The sequence below is a fragment of the Pseudomonas gozinkensis genome (assembly GCF_014863585.1).
In the GTDB taxonomy this organism is placed as follows: domain Bacteria; phylum Pseudomonadota; class Gammaproteobacteria; order Pseudomonadales; family Pseudomonadaceae; genus Aquipseudomonas; species Aquipseudomonas gozinkensis.
Window position 1 is genome coordinate 4,756,309 of sequence record NZ_CP062253.1, and the last position, 22,713, is coordinate 4,779,021.

General features: G+C 60.4%; 24 protein-coding genes. 5 read left to right on the forward strand and 19 right to left on the reverse strand.

The window, feature by feature from the left end:
- Positions 1 to 139 precede the first annotated feature (139 nt).
- A complete protein-coding gene (locus IHQ43_RS21025) occupies positions 140 to 1,330 on the forward strand; it encodes an osmoprotectant NAGGN system M42 family peptidase (protein WP_007950879.1) in 1,191 nt (396 codons plus the stop codon).
- 59 nt (positions 1,331 to 1,389) lie between these two features.
- Positions 1,390 to 1,617: a YheU family protein gene (locus IHQ43_RS21030; RefSeq protein WP_003192759.1), complete on the forward strand. Its 228-nt coding sequence runs from the start codon at positions 1,390 to 1,392 to the stop codon at positions 1,615 to 1,617.
- A gap of 6 nt (positions 1,618 to 1,623) precedes the next feature.
- Here the strand turns inward: IHQ43_RS21030 and csrA are convergent, their stop codons facing one another.
- The 3 genes from csrA to IHQ43_RS21045 form a co-directional block, all read right to left on the reverse strand.
- Entirely contained in the window at positions 1,624 to 1,809 is a 186-nt protein-coding gene (gene csrA, locus IHQ43_RS21035; protein ID WP_007950875.1) for a carbon storage regulator CsrA, read from the reverse strand.
- Positions 1,810 to 1,947: 138 nt separating this feature from the next.
- Positions 1,948 to 2,280: a YnfA family protein gene (locus IHQ43_RS21040; RefSeq protein ID WP_133838341.1), complete on the reverse strand. Its 333-nt coding sequence runs from the start codon at positions 2,278 to 2,280 to the stop codon at positions 1,948 to 1,950.
- A 64-nt stretch (positions 2,281 to 2,344) separates the two neighbouring features.
- Positions 2,345 to 3,160 (reverse strand): SDR family oxidoreductase, encoded by an 816-nt coding sequence (locus IHQ43_RS21045; protein ID WP_192561981.1) that lies wholly within the window; start codon positions 3,158 to 3,160, stop codon positions 2,345 to 2,347.
- A 255-nt stretch (positions 3,161 to 3,415) separates the two neighbouring features.
- Here IHQ43_RS21045 and IHQ43_RS21050 point away from each other — a divergent pair, with 255 nt between their 5' ends.
- Complete coding sequence (locus IHQ43_RS21050) at positions 3,416 to 3,574, forward strand: DUF3309 family protein (protein WP_169432680.1); 159 nt, start codon at positions 3,416 to 3,418, stop codon at positions 3,572 to 3,574.
- A gap of 59 nt (positions 3,575 to 3,633) precedes the next feature.
- On the opposite strand, the gene IHQ43_RS21055 is transcribed toward IHQ43_RS21050, so the two are convergent.
- The 10 genes from IHQ43_RS21055 to IHQ43_RS21100 form a co-directional block, all read right to left on the reverse strand.
- Positions 3,634 to 5,727 carry an LTA synthase family protein gene (locus tag IHQ43_RS21055; RefSeq protein ID WP_192561982.1) on the reverse strand — a complete coding sequence of 698 codons (2,094 nt, stop codon included), beginning with the start codon at positions 5,725 to 5,727 and terminating at the stop codon, positions 3,634 to 3,636.
- 314 nt (positions 5,728 to 6,041) lie between these two features.
- The gene (locus IHQ43_RS21060; RefSeq protein ID WP_192561983.1) at positions 6,042 to 6,647 is read right to left on the reverse strand and encodes an START domain-containing protein; all 606 of its coding nucleotides are present in this window, start codon (positions 6,645 to 6,647) and stop codon (positions 6,042 to 6,044) included.
- Between the two features lie 41 nt (positions 6,648 to 6,688).
- Entirely contained in the window at positions 6,689 to 6,943 is a 255-nt protein-coding gene (locus tag IHQ43_RS21065; protein ID WP_007950870.1) for a YkgJ family cysteine cluster protein, read from the reverse strand.
- A 166-nt stretch (positions 6,944 to 7,109) separates the two neighbouring features.
- A complete protein-coding gene (locus tag IHQ43_RS21070) occupies positions 7,110 to 7,589 on the reverse strand; it encodes a translation initiation factor 2 (RefSeq protein ID WP_192561984.1) in 480 nt (159 codons plus the stop codon).
- A gap of 74 nt (positions 7,590 to 7,663) precedes the next feature.
- Positions 7,664 to 9,103, reverse strand: coding sequence for an aminotransferase-like domain-containing protein (locus tag IHQ43_RS21075; protein WP_007950868.1), 1,440 nt, complete (start codon positions 9,101 to 9,103; stop codon positions 7,664 to 7,666).
- A gap of 201 nt (positions 9,104 to 9,304) precedes the next feature.
- Complete coding sequence (locus IHQ43_RS21080; RefSeq protein WP_192561985.1) at positions 9,305 to 10,117, reverse strand: OmpA family protein; 813 nt, start codon at positions 10,115 to 10,117, stop codon at positions 9,305 to 9,307.
- A complete protein-coding gene (locus IHQ43_RS21085; protein ID WP_170929392.1) occupies positions 10,114 to 10,470 on the reverse strand; it encodes a DUF4398 domain-containing protein in 357 nt (118 codons plus the stop codon). Before IHQ43_RS21085 ends, IHQ43_RS21080 begins: the two co-directional genes overlap by 4 nt.
- 9 nt (positions 10,471 to 10,479) lie before the next feature.
- Positions 10,480 to 11,316 (reverse strand): substrate-binding periplasmic protein, encoded by an 837-nt coding sequence (locus IHQ43_RS21090; RefSeq protein ID WP_192561986.1) that lies wholly within the window; start codon positions 11,314 to 11,316, stop codon positions 10,480 to 10,482.
- 80 nt (positions 11,317 to 11,396) lie between these two features.
- Positions 11,397 to 12,326, reverse strand: a complete 930-nt coding sequence (locus tag IHQ43_RS21095; RefSeq protein ID WP_085710904.1) for an electron transfer flavoprotein subunit alpha/FixB family protein — start codon at positions 12,324 to 12,326, stop codon at positions 11,397 to 11,399.
- Positions 12,327 to 13,076, reverse strand: coding sequence for an electron transfer flavoprotein subunit beta/FixA family protein (locus IHQ43_RS21100; RefSeq protein WP_007950859.1), 750 nt, complete (start codon positions 13,074 to 13,076; stop codon positions 12,327 to 12,329). It abuts the gene before it with no gap.
- A gap of 525 nt (positions 13,077 to 13,601) precedes the next feature.
- Between IHQ43_RS21100 and IHQ43_RS21105 the strand changes: the two genes are divergently transcribed.
- A complete protein-coding gene (locus IHQ43_RS21105; RefSeq protein WP_192561987.1) occupies positions 13,602 to 15,266 on the forward strand; it encodes an electron transfer flavoprotein-ubiquinone oxidoreductase in 1,665 nt (554 codons plus the stop codon).
- A gap of 79 nt (positions 15,267 to 15,345) precedes the next feature.
- On the opposite strand, the gene IHQ43_RS21110 is transcribed toward IHQ43_RS21105, so the two are convergent.
- Positions 15,346 to 16,236 carry an AraC family transcriptional regulator gene (locus tag IHQ43_RS21110; protein WP_007950856.1) on the reverse strand — a complete coding sequence of 297 codons (891 nt, stop codon included), beginning with the start codon at positions 16,234 to 16,236 and terminating at the stop codon, positions 15,346 to 15,348.
- A 190-nt stretch (positions 16,237 to 16,426) separates the two neighbouring features.
- Between IHQ43_RS21110 and IHQ43_RS21115 the strand changes: the two genes are divergently transcribed.
- Positions 16,427 to 17,479 carry an NAD(P)-dependent alcohol dehydrogenase gene (locus IHQ43_RS21115; RefSeq protein ID WP_192561988.1) on the forward strand — a complete coding sequence of 351 codons (1,053 nt, stop codon included), beginning with the start codon at positions 16,427 to 16,429 and terminating at the stop codon, positions 17,477 to 17,479.
- A gap of 4 nt (positions 17,480 to 17,483) precedes the next feature.
- Here the strand turns inward: IHQ43_RS21115 and IHQ43_RS21120 are convergent, their stop codons facing one another.
- The 5 genes from IHQ43_RS21120 to IHQ43_RS21140 form a co-directional block, all read right to left on the reverse strand.
- Positions 17,484 to 18,293 (reverse strand): IclR family transcriptional regulator, encoded by an 810-nt coding sequence (locus IHQ43_RS21120; RefSeq protein ID WP_192561989.1) that lies wholly within the window; start codon positions 18,291 to 18,293, stop codon positions 17,484 to 17,486.
- A 60-nt stretch (positions 18,294 to 18,353) separates the two neighbouring features.
- Positions 18,354 to 19,664, reverse strand: a complete 1,311-nt coding sequence (locus IHQ43_RS21125) for an MFS transporter (protein WP_192561990.1) — start codon at positions 19,662 to 19,664, stop codon at positions 18,354 to 18,356.
- Positions 19,665 to 19,837: 173 nt separating this feature from the next.
- A complete protein-coding gene (dgoD, locus tag IHQ43_RS21130) occupies positions 19,838 to 20,986 on the reverse strand; it encodes a galactonate dehydratase (RefSeq protein WP_007950849.1) in 1,149 nt (382 codons plus the stop codon).
- 47 nt (positions 20,987 to 21,033) lie between these two features.
- Positions 21,034 to 21,654, reverse strand: a complete 621-nt coding sequence (locus IHQ43_RS21135) for a 2-dehydro-3-deoxy-6-phosphogalactonate aldolase (protein ID WP_192561991.1) — start codon at positions 21,652 to 21,654, stop codon at positions 21,034 to 21,036.
- Between the two features lie 19 nt (positions 21,655 to 21,673).
- Positions 21,674 to 22,663 (reverse strand): 2-dehydro-3-deoxygalactonokinase, encoded by a 990-nt coding sequence (locus IHQ43_RS21140; protein WP_192561992.1) that lies wholly within the window; start codon positions 22,661 to 22,663, stop codon positions 21,674 to 21,676.
- Between the last annotated feature and the right edge of the window lie 50 nt (positions 22,664 to 22,713).

The following is a 22,713-nucleotide window of genomic DNA, read 5'->3' on the forward strand; positions in this document are numbered from 1 at the left end:
GACGCCTTCGCGAGCAAACTCGCTCCCACAGGGTATCGCTGCTTATGGGGGAGCGAGCTTGCTCGCGAAGAGGCCGAACCAGACACCACAAATTTCCCTCATCGAAACCATCGATGCGCCCAACTCATCAGGAGTTTCCATGACCACCCAAATTCCCGAACCGGATCTGAACTACCTGCAGAAAGTCCTGCTGGAAATGCTCGCCATTCCCAGCCCCACCGGGTTCACCGACACCATCGTGCGTTACGTCGCCGAGCGTCTGGAGGAACTTGGCATTCCCTTCGAAATGACCCGTCGCGGCACGATCCGCGCCACCCTCAAGGGCAAGAAAAACAGCCCCGACCGCGCAGTGTCGGCGCACCTGGACACCATCGGCGCCGCCGTACGCGCGGTGAAAGATAACGGGCGTCTGACCCTGGCGCCGGTGGGCTGCTGGTCGAGCCGATTTGCCGAGGGCAGCCGCGTCAGCCTGTTCACCGACAACGGTGTGATTCGCGGTAGCGTGTTGCCGTTGATGGCTTCCGGGCATGCCTTCAACACCGCCGTGGACGAGATGCCGATCAGTTGGGATCACGTCGAATTGCGTCTGGATGCCTACTGCGCGACTCGCGCCGATTGCGATTCGCTGGGCATCAGCGTCGGCGACGTGGTGGCCTTCGATCCGTTGCCGGAGTTCACCGAAAGCGGCCACATCAGCGCCCGACATCTGGATGACAAGGCCGGTGTCGCCGCGCTGCTGGCAGCCCTGAAAGCCATCGTCGACAGCGGGCAGGAGCTGATGATCGACTGCCATCCGCTGTTCACCATCACCGAGGAAACCGGCAGCGGCGCGGCGGCAGCATTGCCGTGGGACGTCAGCGAATTCGTCGGCATCGACATCGCCCCGGTCGCACCGGGCCAGCACTCCAGCGAACATGCGGTGAGCGTGGCGATGCAGGATTCCGGCGGGCCGTACGACTATCACCTGTCGCGGCATCTGTTGCGTCTTGCCGGCGAGCACGAACTGCCGGTGCGCCGCGACCTGTTCCGCTATTACTTCAGCGACGCCCACTCGGCGGTCACCGCCGGTCACGACATCCGCACCGCCCTGCTCGCCTTCGGCTGCGACGCCACCCACGGCTACGAACGCACCCACATCGACAGCCTGGCCGCGCTCAGTCGCCTGTTGGGAGCGTACATCCTGAGTCCGCCGGTGTTCGCCAGCGATGCGCAACCGGCCACCGGGTCACTGGACCGCTTCAGTCATCAGATCGAACACGAGACGCAAATGGAGAGCGACACCCGTGTGCCGTCGGTGGACAGCCTGGTAGGGCAACGCTCGGACAGTTGAGTCTGGCCCTCGGCGGTCATTCGCCGTAGCATCCCGACATTGATTTAGCCGAGGTGCCCATGCTGATTCCCTACGACGCGCTTGAAGTCGACACCCTCACCCGCCTGATCGAGGACTTTGTCACCCGCGACGGTACCGACAACGGTGACGACACGCCGCTGGAAACCCGCGTGCTGCGGGTTCGCCAGGCGCTGACCAAAGGCCAGGCGTTGATTGTCTTCGATCCGGAAAGCGAGCAATGCCAGTTGATGCTCAAGCACGACGTGCCCAAGCACCTGTTCGACTGAAACCGGTCAGCGGCCCTTGCCGCTGGCCTGTTTGCGCTGGATCCGTTCGTAGACTTCGGCGCGATGCACGCCGACCTGCTCCGGCGCTTCGACGCCGAACCGCACGCTGGAGCCGTTGACCGCCAGAACGCGCAGAGTGATGTTGTCGCCGATGGAAATCAGTTCACCGACAACACGGCTGAGTACAAGCATGGGGGTTGTCCTTCAAGGTTTTCGAGCCTTGAAGATGCGCGGGTTTCGACCGCCCTACAATGCACGCCGGGCAATTCAGTCATTCCCTACGCGTCAAGGCGCGCGAGCCTTCAGACGTTTCCTTCAAGGCTGCGAGATTCAGCTCGCAGAAAACCGCGGCCCGAACAGAATCACACTCGCCCCGATCACACACAGCGCCACACCGATCCAGTCCGAACCCAGCGGACGGATGCGCTCGACCACCGCCAGCCAGCCAATCGAAGCAATGATGTAAATGCCACCGTAAGCGGCGTAGGCGCGACCGGCGTAAGTCGCTTCGACACGCGTCAACAGCAGCGCGAACAGGGTCAGGCTGAGCAGCGCCGGGATTACCCACAAGGCACTCTTGCCCTGGCGCAACCACATCCAGAACGCGAAACAACCGGCGATTTCGAACAGCGCAGCGAGGAAAAACCACAAGTAGTTGAGCATGCAAGATATCTCGTCAGGGTGACTGTTGCGGCCACCCTAACGATGCGGCGAACCCCGGGCAAGTTCAGCCGTTGTTCTGTTTGGCCTTGGCACGCATCTTTTCGGCCATCGAGGTCATTTCGTTGTACAGCAGCTGCGGATTCTTCTGTTTGAGCGCCCAGGCCATGCGCCCTTGTTCGTGGGGCAGAATCATGAACTCACCGGCTGCGACTTGCTTGTAGATGTAATCGGCAATGTCGCTGGCGGTGATTGGCGAACTTTCCAGCAACTTGCCGACCTGGGCTTTCATCGCTGGCGTCGGGCCACGGAAAGAATCCAGCAGATTGGTCTGGAAGAACGACGGGCAGACCACATGAACCCCGACTTCTTGTTGGGCCAGTTCGATCAACAGACTTTCCGACAGTGCCACCACCCCGGCCTTGGCCACGTTGTAGTTACTCATCGCCGGCCCCTGCATCAGCGCGGCCATCGAGGCGATGTTGATGATCTTGCCCTTGCTCTGTTCCAGCAGCGGCAGGAACGCCTTGCAACCTTTGACCACGCCCATCAGGTTGATTGCGATCTGCCAGTCCCAGTCCTCCAGCGACAGCTCGCTGAAGAAGCCGCCCGAGGCCACGCCGGCGTTGTTGACGATGATGTCGATGCCACCAAGTTTCACTTCGCAAGCCTGGGCGAACGCCGTGAGCTGGCTGTAATCACGCACATCGCAGCGCTGGATGAAGCCGTCACCACCGGCCTCGCGAACGAGTCTCAGGGTCTCTTGCAAACCGGGTTCGCTGACGTCGGACAAGGCCAGTTGCCAGCCTTCACGCGCCCAGCGCAGCGCGATTTCGCGACCCAGGCCAGAGCCCGCGCCAGTGATCATCATGCGATTTTGCATAGCAGACAGCCTTGTTGTTTCGGGGAAGATGCGCGGAGTGTAGCGAAGGATACGGGGCGACCCACGCTCCATCAGATTGCTGAATGGCGAAAGCAAACCACGGCAACAAACGAAATAAGAGCGCGAGCCAAATACCTTAAAAAAACATTGAATTTTCTTTCATGCGCACCAGTCGGAATTTATAAGCCGGCTGGATTTAGTTAACTTCCAGCTGCCCTTGAACACCAAGACTTCTCAGACGCTATCAACAAGGAAATCGACATGGGCACAATTCTTATCATTATCCTGATCCTGTTGCTGATCGGTGGTCTGCCGGTCTTCCCGCACTCCAGAAGTTGGGGTTACGGCCCTTCGGGCATTATCGGCGTAGTGCTGGTTGTACTGCTGGTGCTGTTGTTACTCGGTCGCATATGACTATTTGACCGACAAAAAAAGAGGCCCTTCAAGGGCCTCTTTTTTATTGTGCCGACTGATCAGTCCGGCTTGCCGTTAATCACACCGGCGGTGTTATCGATCAGGCTCTTGGTCGCCGTTTGCAGGAACGCTTCGAGCTTGAGTTTCAGCTCGGCAGTGCGCGGTGCATCCGGAATGATTTCAGCAGAAGGGTTTGCGCCCAGTTGGTACTGGTAAATCTTCGGCGCCATTTCCTTCTCTTTCGGCAGCACCAGGATCTGGTCGGCAGTGACGATGGCGGTGGTCTGCTCGCTGCCCGACGGCTTGATCACACCGAAACCGGTGTCCCCCTGCGGCAGGTTCAGCAGATCGCGGCCCCAGCACTGATGGCGCACTTCGCCACCGAGGCGGCCCATGATGGTCGGCACGATGTCGATCTGGGTGCCCACGGTGTGGTCACGGGTACCGAATTTTTCCTGGATGCCCGGTGCGATCATCAGCATCGGCACGTTGAAGCGACCCAGGTCCATTTCGGTGATCTGACGCTCGTTGCCGAAACCGTGGTCGCCGACGATGACGAACAGGGTCTCCTTGAAGTACGGCTCCTTGCGGGCCTTCTCGAAGAACTGGCCCAGCGCCCAGTCAGCGTAACGCATGGCGGTCAGGTGCTCGTTGAGCGGGCCACGGTCGGTGACGCGCTCGACCGGCAACGGTGTCGGCAAGGCGTACGGCGTGTGGTTGGACAGGGTCTGCAGCAGCGCGTAGAACGGCTTGCCGTTTTCCCGCGCCTTGAGCTCCACCAGACCACGGTCGAACATGTCCTGGTCGGACACGCCCCAGGTCGGATCGGAGAACACCGGGTTCACGAAGTCGTTGCGGCCAACGAAGTTGGTCATGCCCTGGTTGCTGAAGAAACCGGACTGGTTGTCCCAGGCAAAGTCACCGTTGTAGACGTACACGTCGTCATAGTTGCGCGCGCTGAGCAACTGCGGCAGGCCGGACAGCTTGTGGCTGCCTTCCGGGGTCTGCATCAGGTATTCGAAACCCGGCAGGTTCGGGAAGCACGCCATGGTGGCGAACATGCCCTGGTGGGTGTGGGTGCCGTTGGAGAAGAAACGGTCGAACAGCAGGCCTTCCTTCGACAGCTTGTCGAGGTACGGCGTGATGTTGCCCGGCGCGCCCAGAGCACCCACCGAGTGACCGGCCATGCTTTCCATCAGGATCACGACGACGTTCTTGATCGGCAGGGTCTTGTCGGCCGGCGGCGTGTATTCACGACGCACGGCAGCGATATCGGCATCGACCAGTTTGTCGTCCGACGTCATCAGCATCTCGCGGACCACTTTCTGCGCCTGATCCTGCGGCAACGTGGCTTTCCAGATGTTGTCGCGATCCTCGCCCATCCGGTCCTTGGCTGCCGCGATCAGCGACAGCGTGCCGTTGAGGCCGAGCTGGTTGGCGAAGTTCGAATCGGTGGTGTACACGTCACCCCAGCGCAGCGGCGGGCCTTGACGCAGGGTACCGCGAGCGGCGACCACGCAGATCAGCAGGCACACCACGAACACCGCCAGACGCGCATACCATGGCGCCACTTGACGGGTGCCGACGTTGCCACCACTGAACGGACCACGCGGACGGGTCAGACGGTCGGCGCCCTTGAACGCCAGGGTCAGGATCAGCGTGCCCACGGCCCACGCCAGCAGGTAACGCACCACCGGGAAACCGTACCAGAGCATGCTCATCACGGTTTTCGGGTCTTCCTTCACGTACTGGAACACCAGGCCGTTGAGGCGCTGGTGGAACTCGCGATAGAAGTCCATCTCCATCAGGCCGAGGAACAGCGCGATGCTCGAAGCGACGGTCAGCCACAGACGGAAGAACCCGCGCGCCGCCATGGCCCGGGCGCTGAACAGCGCCAGCACCAGCGGAATGCAGACATACACCACCAGGCGAATATCGAAGCGCAGGCCGTTGGCGAAGGCTTCGAGGAAGGTCGAGGCCGGGGTGTCGAGGATCATCTCGCGGTTGTAGACCAGCAGCGCGAGGCGCAGCACGGAAAACATCACCATCATGACCAGCGCGCACAGGAGCGTGTAGGCCAGATGCGATTTGACGGTCGGTTGCAGCAGGCGACTGGAAGATCGCTGCTGATTCAGGGCGTCCGGGTTTGCCATGTCGTTTTAGGACCCATTGGAAGTTGAAGTTGCAAAAATACGGTTGCGCCCTGCCCTCTGTTGGCCATTCCCGGCCCCGGGGCTTGCGCGGAGCGCAAATGTTGCACGATCACCGGCGGCATTGCCATTGATTACTGCCCCTGTGCCAGACTCTTTCATGCAAGGCTCGGCATACTGGAGCAAGTGCAAACAGCGCGGGCGAATTGTCTTGGAGACTTTGTGAAAATTTCGTTCAACGCATATCCGGAAACACAATAAACCTGCAAAACAAAACGCCCCGAGTTCTTCGGGGCGTTTACAGATGAACGCGACAGTTACTTCTCGGCGCGTTCTTTCAAGGCTTTCAGGGTATTGAACGGTGCGTCGACCACAAACTTGTTGGCGATCATCGACGGCACGCTACCGCCCGGCTCGGTGTGAACCTGGTAAGTCACTTCAACCTGATCGCCTTTTGGCACGAACTTCCAGAAACCTTTGACCTGTGCGACCCGGACAAAACCCTTTTCTTCAGGCAGGTACTTCGGCACGCCTTCCAGATTACGGGTCAGGCTGCCATCGGCGCCTTCAACAGTGGTGACATGCAGGATCGAATCGCGCGGAGTTACCGGCCATGGCGTATTGAACTGAGTGTAGGTCCAGCTCTGGTCACCTTCGTGCTTGAGCAGTTTCTGGGACTTGCATTCGTGAATCCAGGCGCAGGCACCGGAAACGTCCTCCTGCAGGGCGCGCAGTTTGGCGACGGTGGTCTTCATCACGGTCACGCCCTGATAAGACTTGTAGTCCGAACCCGGTACTTCGCTCAGGGAGACTTTGATGCCGTCCTCGTTCTTGGCGACTTTCCAGTCTTCAGCCTGGGCGGCCGAGGTGGCCAGCACGGCGGTCAAACCACACAACACAGCGATACGATGCAGCGAACCCATAGTCTTATTCCTTATTGTTGAAGTTCCGTTCGTTTGACACATCACGCCGCGGTCATCTGCTCCCACCAGCCGAGCAGTCTGATCGCATCTTCCTGGCTGCTGCCGCAGACTTCAGGATCGGCCTTGAATCCTGAACAGACCGCCGGACGCTCCGGGCGGCCGAAAATGTTGCACAGGTTATCGACCGACAACTGAACGCAGCGTTCACCGGCAGGTTTGCCATCAGGCATGCCTGGAATAGGCGAACTGATGGAAGGGGCAATGCAGCAGGCGCCACAGCCTTCACGGCATTTCATGACGACGCGTTCCTCGCAGCGGGCAATGTGTTAAAGAGACGCGGAACAGGGTAACCGCTTAAACGGCTGTTTTAAATTGCCTGAACCGGGGTTTTTAAGCAGAAACGAAAGTGACTGACCAGTCTCCGACAAAGCGTCTGGTCTGCGGGTCACCGATGGGCACGATTTATTGCTTGAACTCGAAATCCAGCGCCGCGCCTTCGACTTCCCGGCGTTCCTCATTGCGCAGTTGCAACTGCATTTCGTTGCTGAGCAAACGGCCGTTGAGCTGGAAACCGCTGTTTTTTTCACCAAACATCTGCGGCAGGACCGGATCGCGCTTGGGCATCGTCACAGCGCCGGGAGGCTTCAACTCCTGAACCATGTCTTTGGGCAGACTCAAATCGAGCTTCGCGGACGGCAGCGGCGTCTTGGCCACTTCTTTCGCCGACTTGGACTTGGAAGCGACCGGTGCCCGTTTCTTGGCTGGAGCAGCCTTTTTCTGCTGCGTTGTTTTCGCCGGTGCGTTTTTCTTGGCCGTGACCGGTTTTTTCGCGGTGGCAGCGGCCGGGGTCTTTTCCTGAGCCGAAGCCGCCAAAGCACCGGGCACATGACCCATCAACAGCAGGCAAAGCACAACCGAAACGGCAGAAAATTTCGCTTTCATGAACCCAACGAAGCTAACGGCAGAGGGCCATATGCTCGCCTGTTGGGCGTCACATGACAAGCTCCGCCATTGTTTCAAAAGCCGCCGGCCATCTCCTGACAGAGCTGGGTCGCCAGCATTCCGAGGGTCATCAGCGCCCGTTCCGCCTCGCGATTCCACGGGATGCCGCAGTTCAACCGGATGCAGTGGTTGAACTGTTCGGTGTTGCTGAAGATCAGGCCCGGCGCAATGCTGATGCCCTGTTGCAGCGCCCGCACGTGCAATTCCTGAGTGTTGACCCGCCCCGGCAGGCTGACCCACAGAATGAATCCGCCAGTTGGTCGGGTCATCTGCGTGCCTTCGGGAAAGTACTGCTGGACTGCCAGCTGAAACGCGCTGAGATTTTTTCGGTATTCCTGGCGGATGTACCGTAAATGCCGGTCATAGCCGCCGTTTTCAAGGTACGCCGCGATGGCCATTTGCGTGACGCTGCACGCCGAATGAGTGCTGAAGGTCTGCAAGCGCTGGATTTCCTGCTGGTACTTGCCGGCGATCATCCAGCCGATGCGCACACCGGGCGATAACGTCTTGGAAAAGCTCGAGCAATAGATCACCCGGTCGAGCCGATCGTAGGCCTTGAGCGACTTGGTGCGCCCCTGCTCGAACATCAATTCGCCATAGATGTCGTCTTCGACGATCTGGATGTCGAAGTCCGAGGCCAGCCTCAGCAGCTGTTTCTGGCGCTCCTCGGGCATGGTGCCGCCGAGTGGATTGCTCAGGCGGGTGGTCAGCACCAGCGCCTTGATCGACCATTGGTTGGCCGCCAGTTGCAGGGCTTCGAGACTCATGCCGGTGGCGGGGTCGCTGGGGATCTCGATGACTTTCAGGCCCAGCAGATCCGCCAGTTGCAGCAGTCCGTAATAGGTTGGTGATTCGGCGGCGATCAGGTCGCCGGGGCGAGTCAGCACTCGCAACGACATCTGCAACGCGTCGACGCAGCCGTGGGTAATCACCACTTCCGAGGGGTCAACCACTACGCCCGCATCACGCATGCGAATCGCCACCTGCCGGCGCAACGGCTCGAAGCCGGGGCTGAACATGTAGCTGAACGCCCGAGGGCTGTGAAAGCGGGTAACCTTGGCCAACTGCTGATGCAGGGCACGCACTGGCAAGTAATCGACACTCGGCACCGCTGCTCCCAGCGGGAACACGCCTTCACGTCGGGATTCGACCAACACTTGCTGAATGATGCTGCTGCGGGTGACCAGGCCTGGCCGTTCGACCCGGGCGATATCCGGCGTGGGCGCCGTGAGTGCGGGAGTCTGGTGCACGTAGTAACCGGACTGCGGCCGCGCGCGGATCAGGCCCTGATCCTCAAGGTTGGCGTAAGCCTGCAACACCGTGGCATGGCTGACGTTGAGCTGCGAACTCATCTTGCGCACCGAAGGCACGCGCTCGCCCGGTTGATAGACGCCACGGCGGATATCTTCGGCCAGCTGTTGAGCAATACGTTGGTAGAGCAAGAGATTGGTCATGACGCAGCACTCGATTTCACGGGCGTTTTATTCTTGTGTGAAACAATACCGGAACAGTTTGGAAGTGTACTGGGACAGTTGCCATATTAGTCAACCATACAGTGCTGTGTCGGTTAAATCTGTACTGCTTTGTGAGGTAATCGACAGACGTAAAAAAGCCCGGTGCTGCCTGACAGCCCGGGCTTTCCAGTAACGCCACCCTCAGCGGGTGGCGCCGAGCTGGCCTTTTTCGTCGGAGAACACGATTTCTACCCGACGGTTCTGCGCTCGCCCACGCTCGGAAGCGTTGGCGTCCACCGGATATTCGTCGCCGTAGCCTTCGACCTGAATGCGTTTTTCATCGATACCCAGGTCCGTCAACACGTCCGCTACCGACTGTGCGCGGTCGCGAGAAAGTTTGAGGTTTTCCTGCTTGCCGCCGGTGCTGTCGGTGTAACCCTCGATGCGCACGATGCGTTTCGGGTTGAGTTGCAGGAACTGCACGATCTTCAGTACCACGCGGTTGGCCGAGTTTTTCAGTTCGGCTTCGCCGGTGTCGAACAGCACGTCACCCAGGGTCATCACCAGACCTCTGTCGGTCTGGGTAGTGGCCAGCGCAACGATCTGCTCTTCCAGCCATTTGCCCTGCTGCTGCACGCTCAGCAGTTTGGACTCGCGCAAGGCCAGTTGCAGGCGCTGGCGATCAAGTTCCAGTTTCGCCGCTCGTTCTTCATTGAGTACCTGGTTGGTGTGCTCACGGGCGATTTCGCTGTAGCGCTGACTCAGATAGGCGTAATGCACCACGTCCGAGCCGCTGCCCCAGTACGTCGACAGACGATCGGCACGGGCCAGAGACTCACCTGCGCGGATGACGTCTTTCGGCGCGATACGCAACACGTTGGAATCTTCCTTGACCTTCTGGAAGTCGGCGCTGGCCTGCTGCAATGCAGATTCGCTGTGCTGGCCGGCGCAGCCGTAAAGGCTGGCGCAACCGGCCAGAATCAAAGCGCCGATGGCTTTGGACTTCAGGCTCATTGGGCATCCCCCAGTTGCTTGCGCAGTCGGACGATGCGGGTGTTGAGCACGTTTACTTGCTCTTCGCTCTTCTGGGTCAACACTTTGGCTTCCGCCAGACGGGCATCGAGCTCAGCCTGTTCGAATCGCATCCGCGCATTCTTGTAAGACTCACCCGCCATGCTGCCTTTGGCCCGGTTGAACTTGTCTTCGGCCAGTTTCATTTCCGGCACGTCTTCGGCGGTGGCGCCCACGGCCTTGGCCTGCTCAAGGGCCTGTTCGGTGAGGCGCATTTGTTCGTTGGGTGCCGGATCGCTGGCGCAACCGGCCAGGGCCAGAACGGCCATGGCCGCGAAAAGAAGTCGATTACTCACTAAGAATCCCTACTGTTTTGGGGCGCTGACAGGTGGTTGCGGCGGCTGTTGCTGCTGCGCCTTCCAGCGCTCGATGTTGCGTTGCAGCGCGGCTTCCGTCAGGCCGGACGCGGGCAATTCTGTCATCTTTTTGGCCAGCTGTCCGCGCAACCACGGATCGTTGCAGGCCGAGTTGTGCGAAACCGCCAGGAACAGACCCGGCTGGTCGATGGGTTGTTCGAAGGCCAACAGATCACTGGCCATGCCCAATGCCTGCGCGGCCGCCATGCCCGAGTAACGACCGGCGAGTACATATTCCACCTCGCCCAACAGAAGTTTCTGAAACGCCTGGGTCAGGTTTGCCGTACGGGTCAGGGTCAATTGCTGCTCGGCGAAAGTGCTGAATGCCGGGGTCATTCGAGACTTTTCCGACAAGCCGCCGGTATGTCCGTGCAGGTCCTTGGCTTCGCTGTAGACCAGCGTCGAGCCCTTGCGTGTCCACACCAGGTAATCGTTTTCCAGCAACGGCGGGTGAATGTAGTCGAGGTTTTCCAGCTCATTGAAAGTCAGCGGCGCGTCGGCCAGCATGTCCATGCGCCCGCTGCGCACTTCGTCGAGGGCCTGGGAACGCTTGCCGGCGTACAACAGATCGACTTTGATCCCCAGCTCCTTCGCCACCTGTTGCAACAGGTCGGCACTGGCGCCGATCAGTTGCTTGGGGTTCTGCGGATCCTGCCAAAGGTACGGCGGCGCATCCGGGCTGCCGGTGACGACCAGCCGCTCGCATTTGCCCGCCGCCACCGACAGGCCCGGCAACAATGCCAGCCCCAGCAACCACGAGCAGCCCAACCGACGATGCAGATCCATGGCGAAACGCTCCCACTCAAATCCGAGACAAAAAAAAGCCCGACCAAAAGGTCGGGCTCTTTATAAGTGAAGCTGCCGGATTAGACCAGCTTCTCCAGCTCAGGTACGGCTTCGAACAGATCCGCCACCAGGCCGTAATCGGCCACCTGGAAGATCGGCGCTTCTTCGTCCTTGTTGATCGCAACGATCACTTTGGAGTCTTTCATGCCGGCCAGGTGCTGGATCGCGCCGGAGATACCGACGGCGATGTACAGCTGTGGCGCAACGATCTTGCCGGTCTGACCGACCTGCATGTCGTTCGGTACGAAACCTGCGTCGACCGCGGCGCGGGAAGCACCCACAGCGGCGCCCAGCTTGTCGGCCAGAGCGTACAGGTGTTTGAAGTTGTCGCCGTTCTGCATGCCGCGGCCGCCGGAAACGACGATCTTGGCAGCGGTCAGCTCAGGACGGTCGGACTTGGCCAGTTCTTCGCTGACGAAGCTGGAAGTGCCGGCGTTGTGGGCAGCGGCAACCGCTTCAACAGCAGCCGAACCACCTTCAGCGGCAACCGGGTCGAAACCGGTGGCACGCACGGTGATCACTTTGATCGCAGCGGTCGATTGCACGGTAGCGATGGCGTTACCGGCGTAGATCGGACGCTTGAAAGTGTCAGCGCTTTCGACCGAGATGATTTCGGAGATCTGGTCAACGTCCAGCTGGGCGGCAACGCGCGGCAGGATGTTTTTGCCGTTGGAAGTGGCGGCAGCCAGGATATGGCTGTAGCCCTTGCCCAGTTCAGCAACCAGCGGAGCGACGTTTTCCGGCAGCTGATGCGCGTAGGCAGCATTGTCAGCATTCAGGACTTTGCTCACGCCAGCGATTTTCGCGGCGGCTTCAGCCACGGCGCCGGCGCCTTGACCGGCAACCAGAACGTGGATGTCGCCACCGATTTTGGCAGCGGCAGCCACGGTGTTCAGAGTGGCCGGGGCCAGCACTTTGTTGTCGTGTTCAGCAATAACCAAGATAGTCATTTAGATTACCTTCGCTTCGTTTTTCAGTTTCTCGACCAGTTCAGCCACCGACTTGACCTTGATGCCCGCGCTGCGTGCAGCCGGCGCTTCGACTTTCAGGGTCTTGTTGGTGGAGGCGGTGGAAACGCCCAAAGCGTCCGGAGTCAGCGTCTCGAGAGGCTTCTTCTTGGCTTTCATGATGTTTGGCAGGGACGCGTAGCGCGGCTCGTTCAAACGCAGGTCGGTGGTGACGATGGCCGGCAGTTTCAGGGAAACGGTCTGTGCGCCACCGTCGATTTCGCGGGTCACGGCAACGCTGTCGCCGGAGACTTCGACTTTCGAGGCGAAAGTGCCCTGACCGTAGCCGCTCAGTGCAGCGAGCATCTGGCCGGTCTGGTTGTTGTCGCTGTCGATGGCCTGTTTGCCCAGGATCACCAGCTGCGGCTGTTCCTTGTCGACCACAGCCTTGAGCAGCTTGGCCACGGCCAGGGAAGTCAGGTCTTCAGCGGATTCGACGAGGATGGCGCGGTCGGCACCCAGAGCCAGTGCGGTACGCAGCTGTTCCTGAGCGGTGGACGGGCCGATGGAGACGACGACGATTTCAGTCGCAACGCCTTTTTCTTTCAGGCGTACGGCTTCTTCCACTGCGATTTCGCAGAACGGGTTCATCGACATCTTGACGTTGGCGAGGTCTACGCCGGAATTGTCCGCCTTGACGCGAACCTTGACGTTGTAATCCACAACGCGTTTGACAGCTACAAGAACCTTCATGGATTCCTCGTTACTCTCCGGTGAAAAGAAAGTCGCCTAGGCGAACCTGGCGGTTGATGCTCATCGGGCACAAGGGCACCTCTAAAAACGCCGGCTGAGCGGGATGACCGTTCGTCAGTCGTGACCGACGAGTCATGCCGCTTCGCGGTGTGTAAACTGCGCGCCGAACCTGCGCTGCGCATCACCGGTTACCGCCTACGCCCTGTCTTTAGAGGTGCTCTTGAAACCACCATTCAGCCTACGGCGAGCGCAAAACCGCCCGTATCTTGACCGGAACGCCCATTCTGGTCAATACGCCAAAATGCCCTGTCATAAGCCGCGCTTCTTTGATTTCTCTGGGCTGGAGCCGATTCAAACAAACGTTTGTATTGGACGCTAAGAGTGGTGTAGATATAATGCGCCGCCTAGAGAGAAAGGTGGTTTGCCCATTATTACCCTTGACGTTAACGTAAAGGCAATAACGGATACGACACCAAACCTCCAAATTAGAAAAAAAACTGTTGAGCCTTGAGTAGGAGATAGCCTGTGGAACGCGAATACATGGAATTCGACGTGGTCATCGTCGGTGCCGGCCCCGCTGGCCTGTCCGCCGCCTGCCGTCTGAAGCAGAAGGCCGCCGAAGCCGGTAAGGAAATCAGCGTCTGCGTGGTCGAAAAAGGCTCCGAAGTCGGCGCGCACATCCTGTCCGGTGCCGTATTCGAACCACGGGCCCTGAACGAACTGTTCCCGGACTGGAAGGAACTCGGCGCCCCGCTGAACACGCCAGTCACCCGCGATGACATTTTCGTGCTGAAAAACGCCGAAAGCGCGCAGAAAATTCCTGACTTCTTTGTGCCCAAGACCATGCACAACGAAGGCAACTACATTATTTCCCTCGGCAACCTGTGCCGCTGGCTCGCTCAGCAGGCCGAAAACCTGGGCGTGGAAATTTACCCGGGCTTCGCCGCTCAGGAAGCGCTGATCGATGAAAACGGCGTGGTACGCGGGATCATCACCGGCGACCTCGGCGTCGACCGTGAAGGCCATCCGAAAGAAGGCCTGTATACCCCAGGCATGGAACTGCGTGGCAAATACACGCTGTTCGCCGAAGGCTGCCGTGGCCACATCGGCAAGCAACTGATCAAACGCTACAACCTCGACAGCGAGGCCGACGCCCAGCACTACGGCATCGGCCTGAAAGAAATCTGGGAAATCGACCCGGCCAAACACCAGCCAGGCCTGGTAGTGCACACCGCCGGTTGGCCGATGGACATCATGGGCACCGAGAACACCGGCGGCTCCTTCCTCTATCACCTGGAAAACAACCAGGTTGTGGTCGGCCTGATCGTCGATCTGTCCTACAGCAACACCTACCTGTCGCCGTTCGACGAATTCCAGCGCCTCAAGCATCACCCGGTGCTCAAGCAGTACCTGGAAGGCGGCAAGCGCATCAGCTACGGCGCGCGCGCAATCTGCAAGGGCGGCCTGAACTCGCTGCCGAAAATGGTGTTCAAGGGCGGCGCGCTGATCGGTTGCGACCTCGGCACCCTGAACTTCGCCAAGATCAAGGGCAGCCACACCGCGATGAAGTCCGGCATGCTCGCCGCTGAATCCGTCGCCGATGCGCTGTTCGCTGAAAAGGACGGCACCGAAGAGCTGACCACTTATGTCGACGCCTTCAAGAAGAGCTGGCTCTACGAAGAACTGTTCGCCAGCCGCAACTTCGGCCCGGCGATCCACAAGTTCGGCGCCATCGTCGGCGGCGGTTTCAACTGGCTGGACCAGAACATCTTCGGCGGCAAACTGCCGTTCACCCTGCACGACACCAAGCCGGACTACGCCTGCCTCAAGCTCGCCGCCGACTGCAAGAAGATCGACTACCCGAAACCCGACGGCAAGATCAGCTTCGACAAGCTGAGCTCGGTGTTCATCTCCGGTACCAACCATGAAGAAGAACAGCCATGCCACCTGAAACTGACCGACCCGACCATCCCGCTGAGCAAGAACCTGCCGCTGTACGACGAGCCGGCACAGCGCTACTGCCCGGCCGGCGTGTATGAAGTAATCACCAAGGAAGACGGCGAGAAGCGATTCCAGATCAACGCCCAGAACTGCGTGCACTGCAAGACCTGTGACATCAAGGACCCTTCGCAGAACATCACCTGGGTGACGCCGGAAGGCGCCGGTGGCCCGACGTATCCAAATATGTAAACGGAACATATAAGTCGAACCGCTGAACATCAAGGCTCCCTTTATGGGGGCCTTTTTGTTGCCTGCAATTTGTACAGGATCAAGCCGCGCGCTCATCCCCCGGACTGCGCTCGAAATAGCGTTTGTACTCGCGACTGAACTGCGACGTGCTCTGATACCCCACCCGATGCGCCACCTGCGCCACCCCCAGCCCCTCGGCGATCAACAGCGTCTGCGCCTTCAACAAACGTAAACGCTTCAGATACTGCACCGGCGACAGCAACGTGCTGCGTTTGAAATGCTCATGAAAGGTCGACACACTCATGTTCGCGCAGCTGGCCAGCGTCTCGACGTTCAACGGTTCGGTGTAATGCGAGTGCAAATGGCTGATCGAAGCCGCCACCCGGGCAAACTGCCCCTGCTGCTCGACCAGTGCCCGCAGTACATCGGCCTGAGGTCCGCGCAACGCGACAAACAACAATTCACGCACCCGCGCCGGCCCGAGAATCTGGCATTCCAGCGGATCGTGCAGGCATCGCAGCAAGCGCTCGACGCAACCACGCATGTCATCGTCGAGTACCACCGAGGTCATCGACTCCGGCGTCTGCGCCGGAATATGCCGCCCCGGCGCCAGTCCCATGGCCAGCACCAGTTCACCGAGCAGCACCCGGTCGATCGCCACCGATACACCCAGCAACGGCGCGTCCGGCAACGCATAGGTTTCGCACTCGAACGGCACCGGCAACGCCTGAATCAGGTAATGCCCGGCACCGTACTCCATGGTGCGCGGCCCCAGATACGCCAGTTTGCTGCCCTGGGCGATGATCATCAGGCTCGGTTCATAAATGTGCGGGCCACGGGCGACGTCGCAACTGGCGCGCAACACCTGCACGCCCGGCAGCCCGGTCTGGCTGTAACCATCGCGCAGCGCCAGCGGTTCGATCAGCGAAACCAGGGTGGCGTTGGCATCAAGGTGACGGGTCAATTGCATCGGGTGGCTCTTCAGAAAAATCACGTAAAAAGGGATGAAAGCATCATCGCAGATCCTTTTGCCAATGCGACCGATCAACCCCGCATGCCGGAGGATTAGGCATGACACCCGGAGGAATCGCCATGGCCGGACGACCGGACGGCGCCCAGAATGCGCCGCCTCACTTGTCACTGCTTCTGCGAGGTTTCACATGTACACCGCCATCGGCTATGCCGCTCAAACGGCCACCACGCCCCTCGCCCCGATGAAGTTCGAACGCCGCAGCCCACGGGCCGACGACGTCGCCATCGAAATTCTGTACTGCGGCGTCTGCCACTCCGATATCCACCAGGCGCGCAACGAATGGGGCATCGCCGTTTACCCGTTGATGCCCGGCCACGAGATCGTCGGAAAAGTCACCGCCGTCGGTGCGAATGTCACCAAGCACAAGGTCGGCGATCTGGTCGGCGTCGGCTGCATGGTCGACTCCTGCCGCACCTGCGAAGCCTGTCAGTCGAACCTCGAGCAATACTGCCTCGAAGGCCCGACCATGACCTATGCCACCCCGGATCGGGTCGATGGCAGCAATACCATGGGCGGTTATTCGGACAGCATCGTGGTCAGCGAGCACTTCGTGGTGCGGATTCCGGAAAGACTCGCCCTGGCCAGCGCCGCGCCGATCCTTTGCGCCGGCATCACCACCTACTCGCCGCTCAAGCACTACGGCGTGAAGGCCGGCGACAAGGTCGGGATTCTCGGCATGGGCGGCCTCGGTCACATGGGCATCAAGTTCGCCAAGGCCATGGGCGCCGAAGTGACCCTGTTCACCCGTTCGGCGAGCAAGGCCGAGGAAGGTCGTCGTCAGGGCGCCGATCACGTCATTGTCTCCACCGACGAAGATCAAATGAAAGCCGCAGCGGGTTACTTCGATTTCCTGCTCGACACCATTCCGGTGCAGCACGACCTCAACCCGTACCTCGACACCCTGCGCTTCGACGGCGTGCACATTCTGGTGGGCCTGATCGAGCCGATCGATCCGCCGGTTCACGCCGCGAAACTGGTGTTGGGTCGCCGCGTATTGGCCGGTTCGTTGATCGGTGGCGTCGCCGAAACCCAGGAAGTGCTGGATTTCTGCGCCGAACACAACATCACCTGCGACATCGAAATGCTCGACATCCGCCAGATCAACGAGGCCTACGCCCGCATGATCGCCGGTGATGTGAAGTACCGTTTCGTGATCGACATGGCGACCCTGAAGCTTTAAACCTTCAAACCTGCACTTTTAAACCAAGTTCTGCCGAGAGCCGGGCCGTGACCCCTTTGATCAGGGGAATCAGCTCGGCCATTTTTTCCAGCGGCATGTACGGCACGGTGCTGGCGATGCTGATCGCCGCGACGATGCGCTTGCTCGCATCGCGGATCGGTGCCGCCACGCAGCGGATCGACGGTTCGTTGTCCTCCAGATCGAACGCGTAGCCACCGGCCACGTACTCGGTCATCCGTTGCTCCAGCTGTTCCCACGACTGCTGGGGATGCTGCGGCCAGAACTGACTTTTCCCACCCGCCGGCAGACTGATGTCGTACAGACGCTGCCAGTCCTGCGGCGCGTCATCCAGCATCAAGGCCTTGCCGATCCCGGTCCGCGCCAGCGGCATGCGATGGCCGACCCGCGAGCGCATTTCCGGGCCGTTGCGCCCCGGATTCTTCAACAGGTACAGCACTTCGTCGCCTTCACGGATTCCCAGGTGAACCGTGTCGCCGGTCAGTGCCGACAGCTCGTCCAGATACGGCCCGGCCAACGTCACCAGCGGCAATTCTTCGCGCGCCTGGAAACCCAGTTCGATCAGCTTAGGCCCCAGCAGATAACCGACTTGCGGCACGACACGCAGGTAGCGCTCGTCCACCAGACAACTGGCCAGACGATGGGTGGTGCTGCGCGTGGTGCCAATCAGGCGGGCAATCTCTTTGAGATCGCGGGCACCACTGGCGACGGCCTGCACCACACCCAACCCGCGAAGCAGGGTCTGGGTGCCGGTCGGCGCGGCGTCCTTGGCATTTTTCGGGGCGTCTTCCTGCATATCCAGCCTTTAGCGTTGAGCGAGGGAACGGGCGGCATTATGGTCGCCCGAGATGGCCGACTACAACTCGATGCGCTCGACCTTGCCCACCAGCAGCACGTAGGACAAAGCACCGATCAAGGCCAGAACCGCGATGTAGGTGATCGCCGGAGCGAACGAATCGCCGCTGGCCAGGAAGCCGATGACAATCGGCGTGGCAATCGCCGACAGGTTACCGATGAAGTTGAACACCCCGCCGGTCAAGCCCAGTAACCGCGCCGGCGCCAGTGTCGAGACCAGCGACCAGGTGATCGACGCCAGCCCGTTGCCGAAAAACGCCAGGGCCAGGAAGGCAATCACCAACGGCGTCGATTCGACGAAGTTGGCGCCGATGATCGAGGTGGAAATCAGCAGCCCGCCAATGATCGGCAACTTGCGCGCGAAGCCCACGGTGTAGCCACGACGAATCAGGAAGTCGGAAAAGAACCCTGAACACAACACACCAATGAAGGCGGCGAGAAACGGCAGCGACGCCAGCAGGCCGGACTTGATGAAGTCCATGCCGCGATATTTCACCAGATAAGTCGGGAACCACGTCAGGAAAAACCACAGCGTCGAGTTCAGGCAGAACTGGCCGAGGTAGATCCCCCACAACTTGCGTTTGCTGAGGACGATGCCGAGGTCGGTCCAGCTGAATTTCGCTTTCACCTTGGCGGTTTCGGCGGCGATGTCCACCAGCCCGCCGCCCTCGCGGATCAGGTCGATTTCGCCTTCGTTGACGCCTTTGAAATCCCGTGGCTCGCGATACACCGCGTACCAGATCGCCGCCCAGACAATGCCCACCGCGCCGGTCACGACAAACACCATGTGCCAGCCGAATTCATGTTGCAGCCACGCCAGTACCGGAGTCAGGAACGCCAGCCCGACAAACTGTCCGGAGGTATAGAAGCCGATGGCGGTGGCCCGCTCACGCTCGGGGAACCAGGTCGTCACCACGCGGCTGTTGATCGGATACGCCGGCGCTTCCAGCGCACCGACCGCCATGCGCAGCACGAACAGCGCAATGAAACTGGCGGCGAAACCGAGCATCACCGTAGCCAGCGACCATAACAGAAGCGCGACGCTATAAAGGATGCGCGGCGGCACCCGATCCACCAGCCAGCCGCCGGGGATTTGCATGGCGGCGTAGGTCCAGCCGAACGCGGAAAAGATCAGCCCGACGTGCACCGGGTCGATGCCCAGATCCGTCGTCAGAGCCGGGGCGGCAATCGACAGGTTGCTGCGGTCGAGATAGTTGATGACCACGGTGATGAACAGCAACACCATGATGAAAAATCGCTTGCGGCTGGGCGTGACTAACGTCGCTTGCCCGGTGAGGGTTTGCGGTTGCATGGGGAGCGCCTCTTCTTATGTTTATTGAGGTCGGGAGTGAAACTTGCACTGCCCACCCTGTGGGAGCTGGCTTGCCAGCGATGACGGCGGCCCATCCAACATTGATGTGTCAGATAGTCCGTTATCGCTGGCAAGCCAGCTCCCACAAGGTTCAGTGGTTTGTCAGGAAAGACTCACCACTCGGCAAAGCTGCCATCGGCATGACGCCAGATCGGATTGCGCCAGCGGTGGCCGACCGCCGCGCGTTCGATCACGTATTCCTCGTTGATCTCGATCCCCAGGCCCGGGCCGTTGGGGATTTTCACGAAGCCTTTGTCGTAGTCGAACACCCGTGGATCCTTCACATAATCGAGCAGGTCATTGCTCTCGTTGTAATGGATGCCCAGGCTCTGCTCCTGGATAAACGCGTTGTAACAAGCGGCGTCCAGTTGCAGACACGCCGCCAGCGCAATCGGCCCCAGCGGGCAATGCAGTGCGAGCGCCACGTCGTAGGCTTCGGCCATGTTGGCGATCTTGCGGGTTTCGGTAATGCCGCCGGCGTGGGACGCGTCCGGCTGAATGATGTCGACGTAACCTTCGCTCAACACCCGCTTAAAGTCCCAGCGCGAAAACAGTCGCTCGCCGAGGGCAATCGGGGTGCTGGTCAACGGTGCCAGTTCTTTCAGCGCTTCGTAGTTTTCGCTGAGCACCGGCTCTTCGATGAACATCAGCTTGTACGGGTCGAGTTCCTTCATCAGCACCTTGGCCATGGGTTTGTGCACCCGGCCATGGAAGTCGACGCCGATGCCGACGTTCGGCCCGACCGCATCACGCACGGCGGCAACGTTGGCCAGCGCCAGATCGACCTTTTCGAAGGTATCGAGGAATTGCAGCTCTTCGGTGCCGTTCATTTTCACCGCCGTAAAACCACGGCCTACCGCCTCTTTCGCGGCCCGCGCGGTGTCCGCCGGACGGTCACCGCCAATCCACGAATACACACGAATCTTGTCCCGCACCTGGCCACCGAGCAGGTCGCTGACCGACACGCCGAGGGCTTTGCCCTTGATATCCCACAACGCCTGATCGATGCCGGCCAGGGCGCTCATGTGGATCGCGCCGCCGCGGTAGAAGCCGCCGCGATACAGCACAGTCCAGATGTCTTCGATGTTGCGTGGGTCTTTGCCGATCAGGTAGTCGGACAATTCCTCAACCGCTGCAGCGACCGTGTGGGCACGGCCCTCGACCACGGGCTCGCCCCAACCGGTCACGCCCTCGTCGGTTTCGACTTTCAGGAAGCACCAGCGCGGCGGGACGATGAAGGTGGTGAGTTTGGTGATTTTCATCTGCTTGTCTCTCTTGTTAGATGCAGCGCACGCAGCGCCGAAAAGTCTTAGTGAAGGGCTTTCCAGGCCGCCACGTAGGCCTTGGCATTGGCTGCCACTTGCTCAGTCGTCATGCCCGGTTTGAACAGCCCGGAACCGAGGCCGAAGCCTTTGACGCCAGCGTCGATGAACGCCTGCATGTTGTCCGGCGTGATGCCGCCGACCGGCGCCAGAATCGTCCCGACCGGCAACACCGCCAGCCAGGCTTTCACCACCGCAGGGCCCATCTGCTCGGCCGGGAACAGCTTGAGAATGTCCGCGCCCTCCTCCAGTGCCGCAAAGGCTTCGGTCGGGGTGGCAACGCCCGGCGACAGATACAGCCCCGCCGCTTTCGCCGCCCGCAACACCTTGGCATCGCTGTGGGGCATGACGATCACCTGGCCGCCGGCCTCCTTCACCGATTCGACCTGTTCCGGGGTCAGCACCGTGCCGGCACCGATCAGGCAATCGGCGGGCAGGGTCTTACGCAGGATGCGAATACTTTCGTACGGTGCAGGGGAATTGAGCGGTACTTCGATGACGCGAAATCCGGCCGCATACAGGACGTCTCCGACAGATGCAGCTTCCTGCGGATGCAGGCCGCGCAGGATCGCGATCAGACCGTTTTGCGCCAGTGCTTGCTTGAGCATGTCAGGCCTCCAGTCAGGGTTAACGGGATGAGGAATCGATCAGTCCGGCGGCGCGCGCCAGTTGCCACAGACCACGCTCGGTAGCCTGTTCGGCCAGGGTTGCCCGGGCGAATCCGCAGGCGTCGAGCGCACGGGTGTAGCGGGCGCACAACTGCGCGTTGCCGATGAGGATGATCGAAGGAAGATGTGTGCTGTTGCGCCGGCATCGTTGCACGGCGGCCAATGCTGTCAGCTCATGGCCGATCAGCAGGCCGGACAGATAGTCCGGTTGCGCAGTGGCACTGAGTTCGCCGGTCAGGCCCAGGCTGCGGGCGCTGAACAGGGTCGACAGCACGCCGATCTCGCCCTCCGCCGACAGCGCCACCTGCACGCCGCGATCAAAGGCCTCGGCGTCGAACGTCGCGCTGTGCTGTTGGGTACGGCCGAGAATGCTGTGTTCGCTGAGTACGGCGAACACTTCGCCGGTCATGAAGGTGTCGAAGCGGGTGATGCAGCCGTCGGCCACTTCCACCCATTTCGAATGACTGCCCGGCAGGCCGATCAGCAGATCATTGCCCGCCTCGACCGGCAGATTCTGCAGGACGCCGAGGACCTGGGTTTCCTCGCCGCGCATCACGTTCGGCAGCGTCGAGCGCTGAATCACACCCGGCACGATATGCACATCGACACCGCGCAGGCTGCGAACGGTTTGCAAGGTTTTTCCGAGATCGGCGACGTTGGCCGGCGTATCGCGGTAGGACGCTTCGCGCCAGCCTTGGGCGCTGCCGACCATGCCGCAGGCAATCACCGGCAAGTCCGGTTGCGCGTCGAGCCAGTCGCCGCACGCCTCGTCGAACGCCAGTTCGAAACCATCGGCGCATTCGCGACCGTTGATGATCCGTGGCGTCTTCGGCAACTGCATGATCCCGAACGACAGCGACCGCTGCGCCAGCACCTGCCCGCCCGCCGCGAGTTTGTAAGCACGTAGTGAGGTCGTCCCCCAATCGAGCGCGATCAATTGCGCCAGCATCGCTTCACCTGTTTTGTTATTGGCAGTGAGTGAGCTGGACTATAGACCTC

Coding starts and splice junctions, on each gene's coding strand:
- IHQ43_RS21080 (WP_192561985.1), bottom strand. CDS start 10,117: ATGAGCCTGAAGTCCAAAGCCATCGGCGCTTTGATTCTGGCCGGTTGC.
- IHQ43_RS21100 (WP_007950859.1), bottom strand. CDS start 13,076: ATGAAGGTTCTTGTAGCTGTCAAACGCGTTGTGGATTACAACGTCAAG.
- IHQ43_RS21090 (WP_192561986.1), bottom strand. CDS start 11,316: ATGGATCTGCATCGTCGGTTGGGCTGCTCGTGGTTGCTGGGGCTGGCA.
- IHQ43_RS21135 (WP_192561991.1), bottom strand. CDS start 21,654: ATGCTCAAGCAAGCACTGGCGCAAAACGGTCTGATCGCGATCCTGCGC.
- IHQ43_RS21025 (WP_007950879.1), top strand. CDS start 140: ATGACCACCCAAATTCCCGAACCGGATCTGAACTACCTGCAGAAAGTC.
- IHQ43_RS21075 (WP_007950868.1), bottom strand. CDS start 9,103: ATGACCAATCTCTTGCTCTACCAACGTATTGCTCAACAGCTGGCCGAA.
- IHQ43_RS21055 (WP_192561982.1), bottom strand. CDS start 5,727: ATGGCAAACCCGGACGCCCTGAATCAGCAGCGATCTTCCAGTCGCCTG.
- IHQ43_RS21095 (WP_085710904.1), bottom strand. CDS start 12,326: ATGACTATCTTGGTTATTGCTGAACACGACAACAAAGTGCTGGCCCCG.
- IHQ43_RS21115 (WP_192561988.1), top strand. CDS start 16,427: ATGTACACCGCCATCGGCTATGCCGCTCAAACGGCCACCACGCCCCTC.
- dgoD (WP_007950849.1), bottom strand. CDS start 20,986: ATGAAAATCACCAAACTCACCACCTTCATCGTCCCGCCGCGCTGGTGC.
- csrA (WP_007950875.1), bottom strand. CDS start 1,809: ATGCTTGTACTCAGCCGTGTTGTCGGTGAACTGATTTCCATCGGCGAC.
- IHQ43_RS21030 (WP_003192759.1), top strand. CDS start 1,390: ATGCTGATTCCCTACGACGCGCTTGAAGTCGACACCCTCACCCGCCTG.
- IHQ43_RS21060 (WP_192561983.1), bottom strand. CDS start 6,647: ATGGGTTCGCTGCATCGTATCGCTGTGTTGTGTGGTTTGACCGCCGTG.
- IHQ43_RS21110 (WP_007950856.1), bottom strand. CDS start 16,236: ATGCAATTGACCCGTCACCTTGATGCCAACGCCACCCTGGTTTCGCTG.
- IHQ43_RS21125 (WP_192561990.1), bottom strand. CDS start 19,664: ATGCAACCGCAAACCCTCACCGGGCAAGCGACGTTAGTCACGCCCAGC.
- IHQ43_RS21120 (WP_192561989.1), bottom strand. CDS start 18,293: ATGCAGGAAGACGCCCCGAAAAATGCCAAGGACGCCGCGCCGACCGGC.
- IHQ43_RS21045 (WP_192561981.1), bottom strand. CDS start 3,160: ATGCAAAATCGCATGATGATCACTGGCGCGGGCTCTGGCCTGGGTCGC.
- IHQ43_RS21070 (WP_192561984.1), bottom strand. CDS start 7,589: ATGAAAGCGAAATTTTCTGCCGTTTCGGTTGTGCTTTGCCTGCTGTTG.
- IHQ43_RS21140 (WP_192561992.1), bottom strand. CDS start 22,663: ATGCTGGCGCAATTGATCGCGCTCGATTGGGGGACGACCTCACTACGT.
- IHQ43_RS21040 (WP_133838341.1), bottom strand. CDS start 2,280: ATGCTCAACTACTTGTGGTTTTTCCTCGCTGCGCTGTTCGAAATCGCC.
- IHQ43_RS21065 (WP_007950870.1), bottom strand. CDS start 6,943: ATGAAATGCCGTGAAGGCTGTGGCGCCTGCTGCATTGCCCCTTCCATC.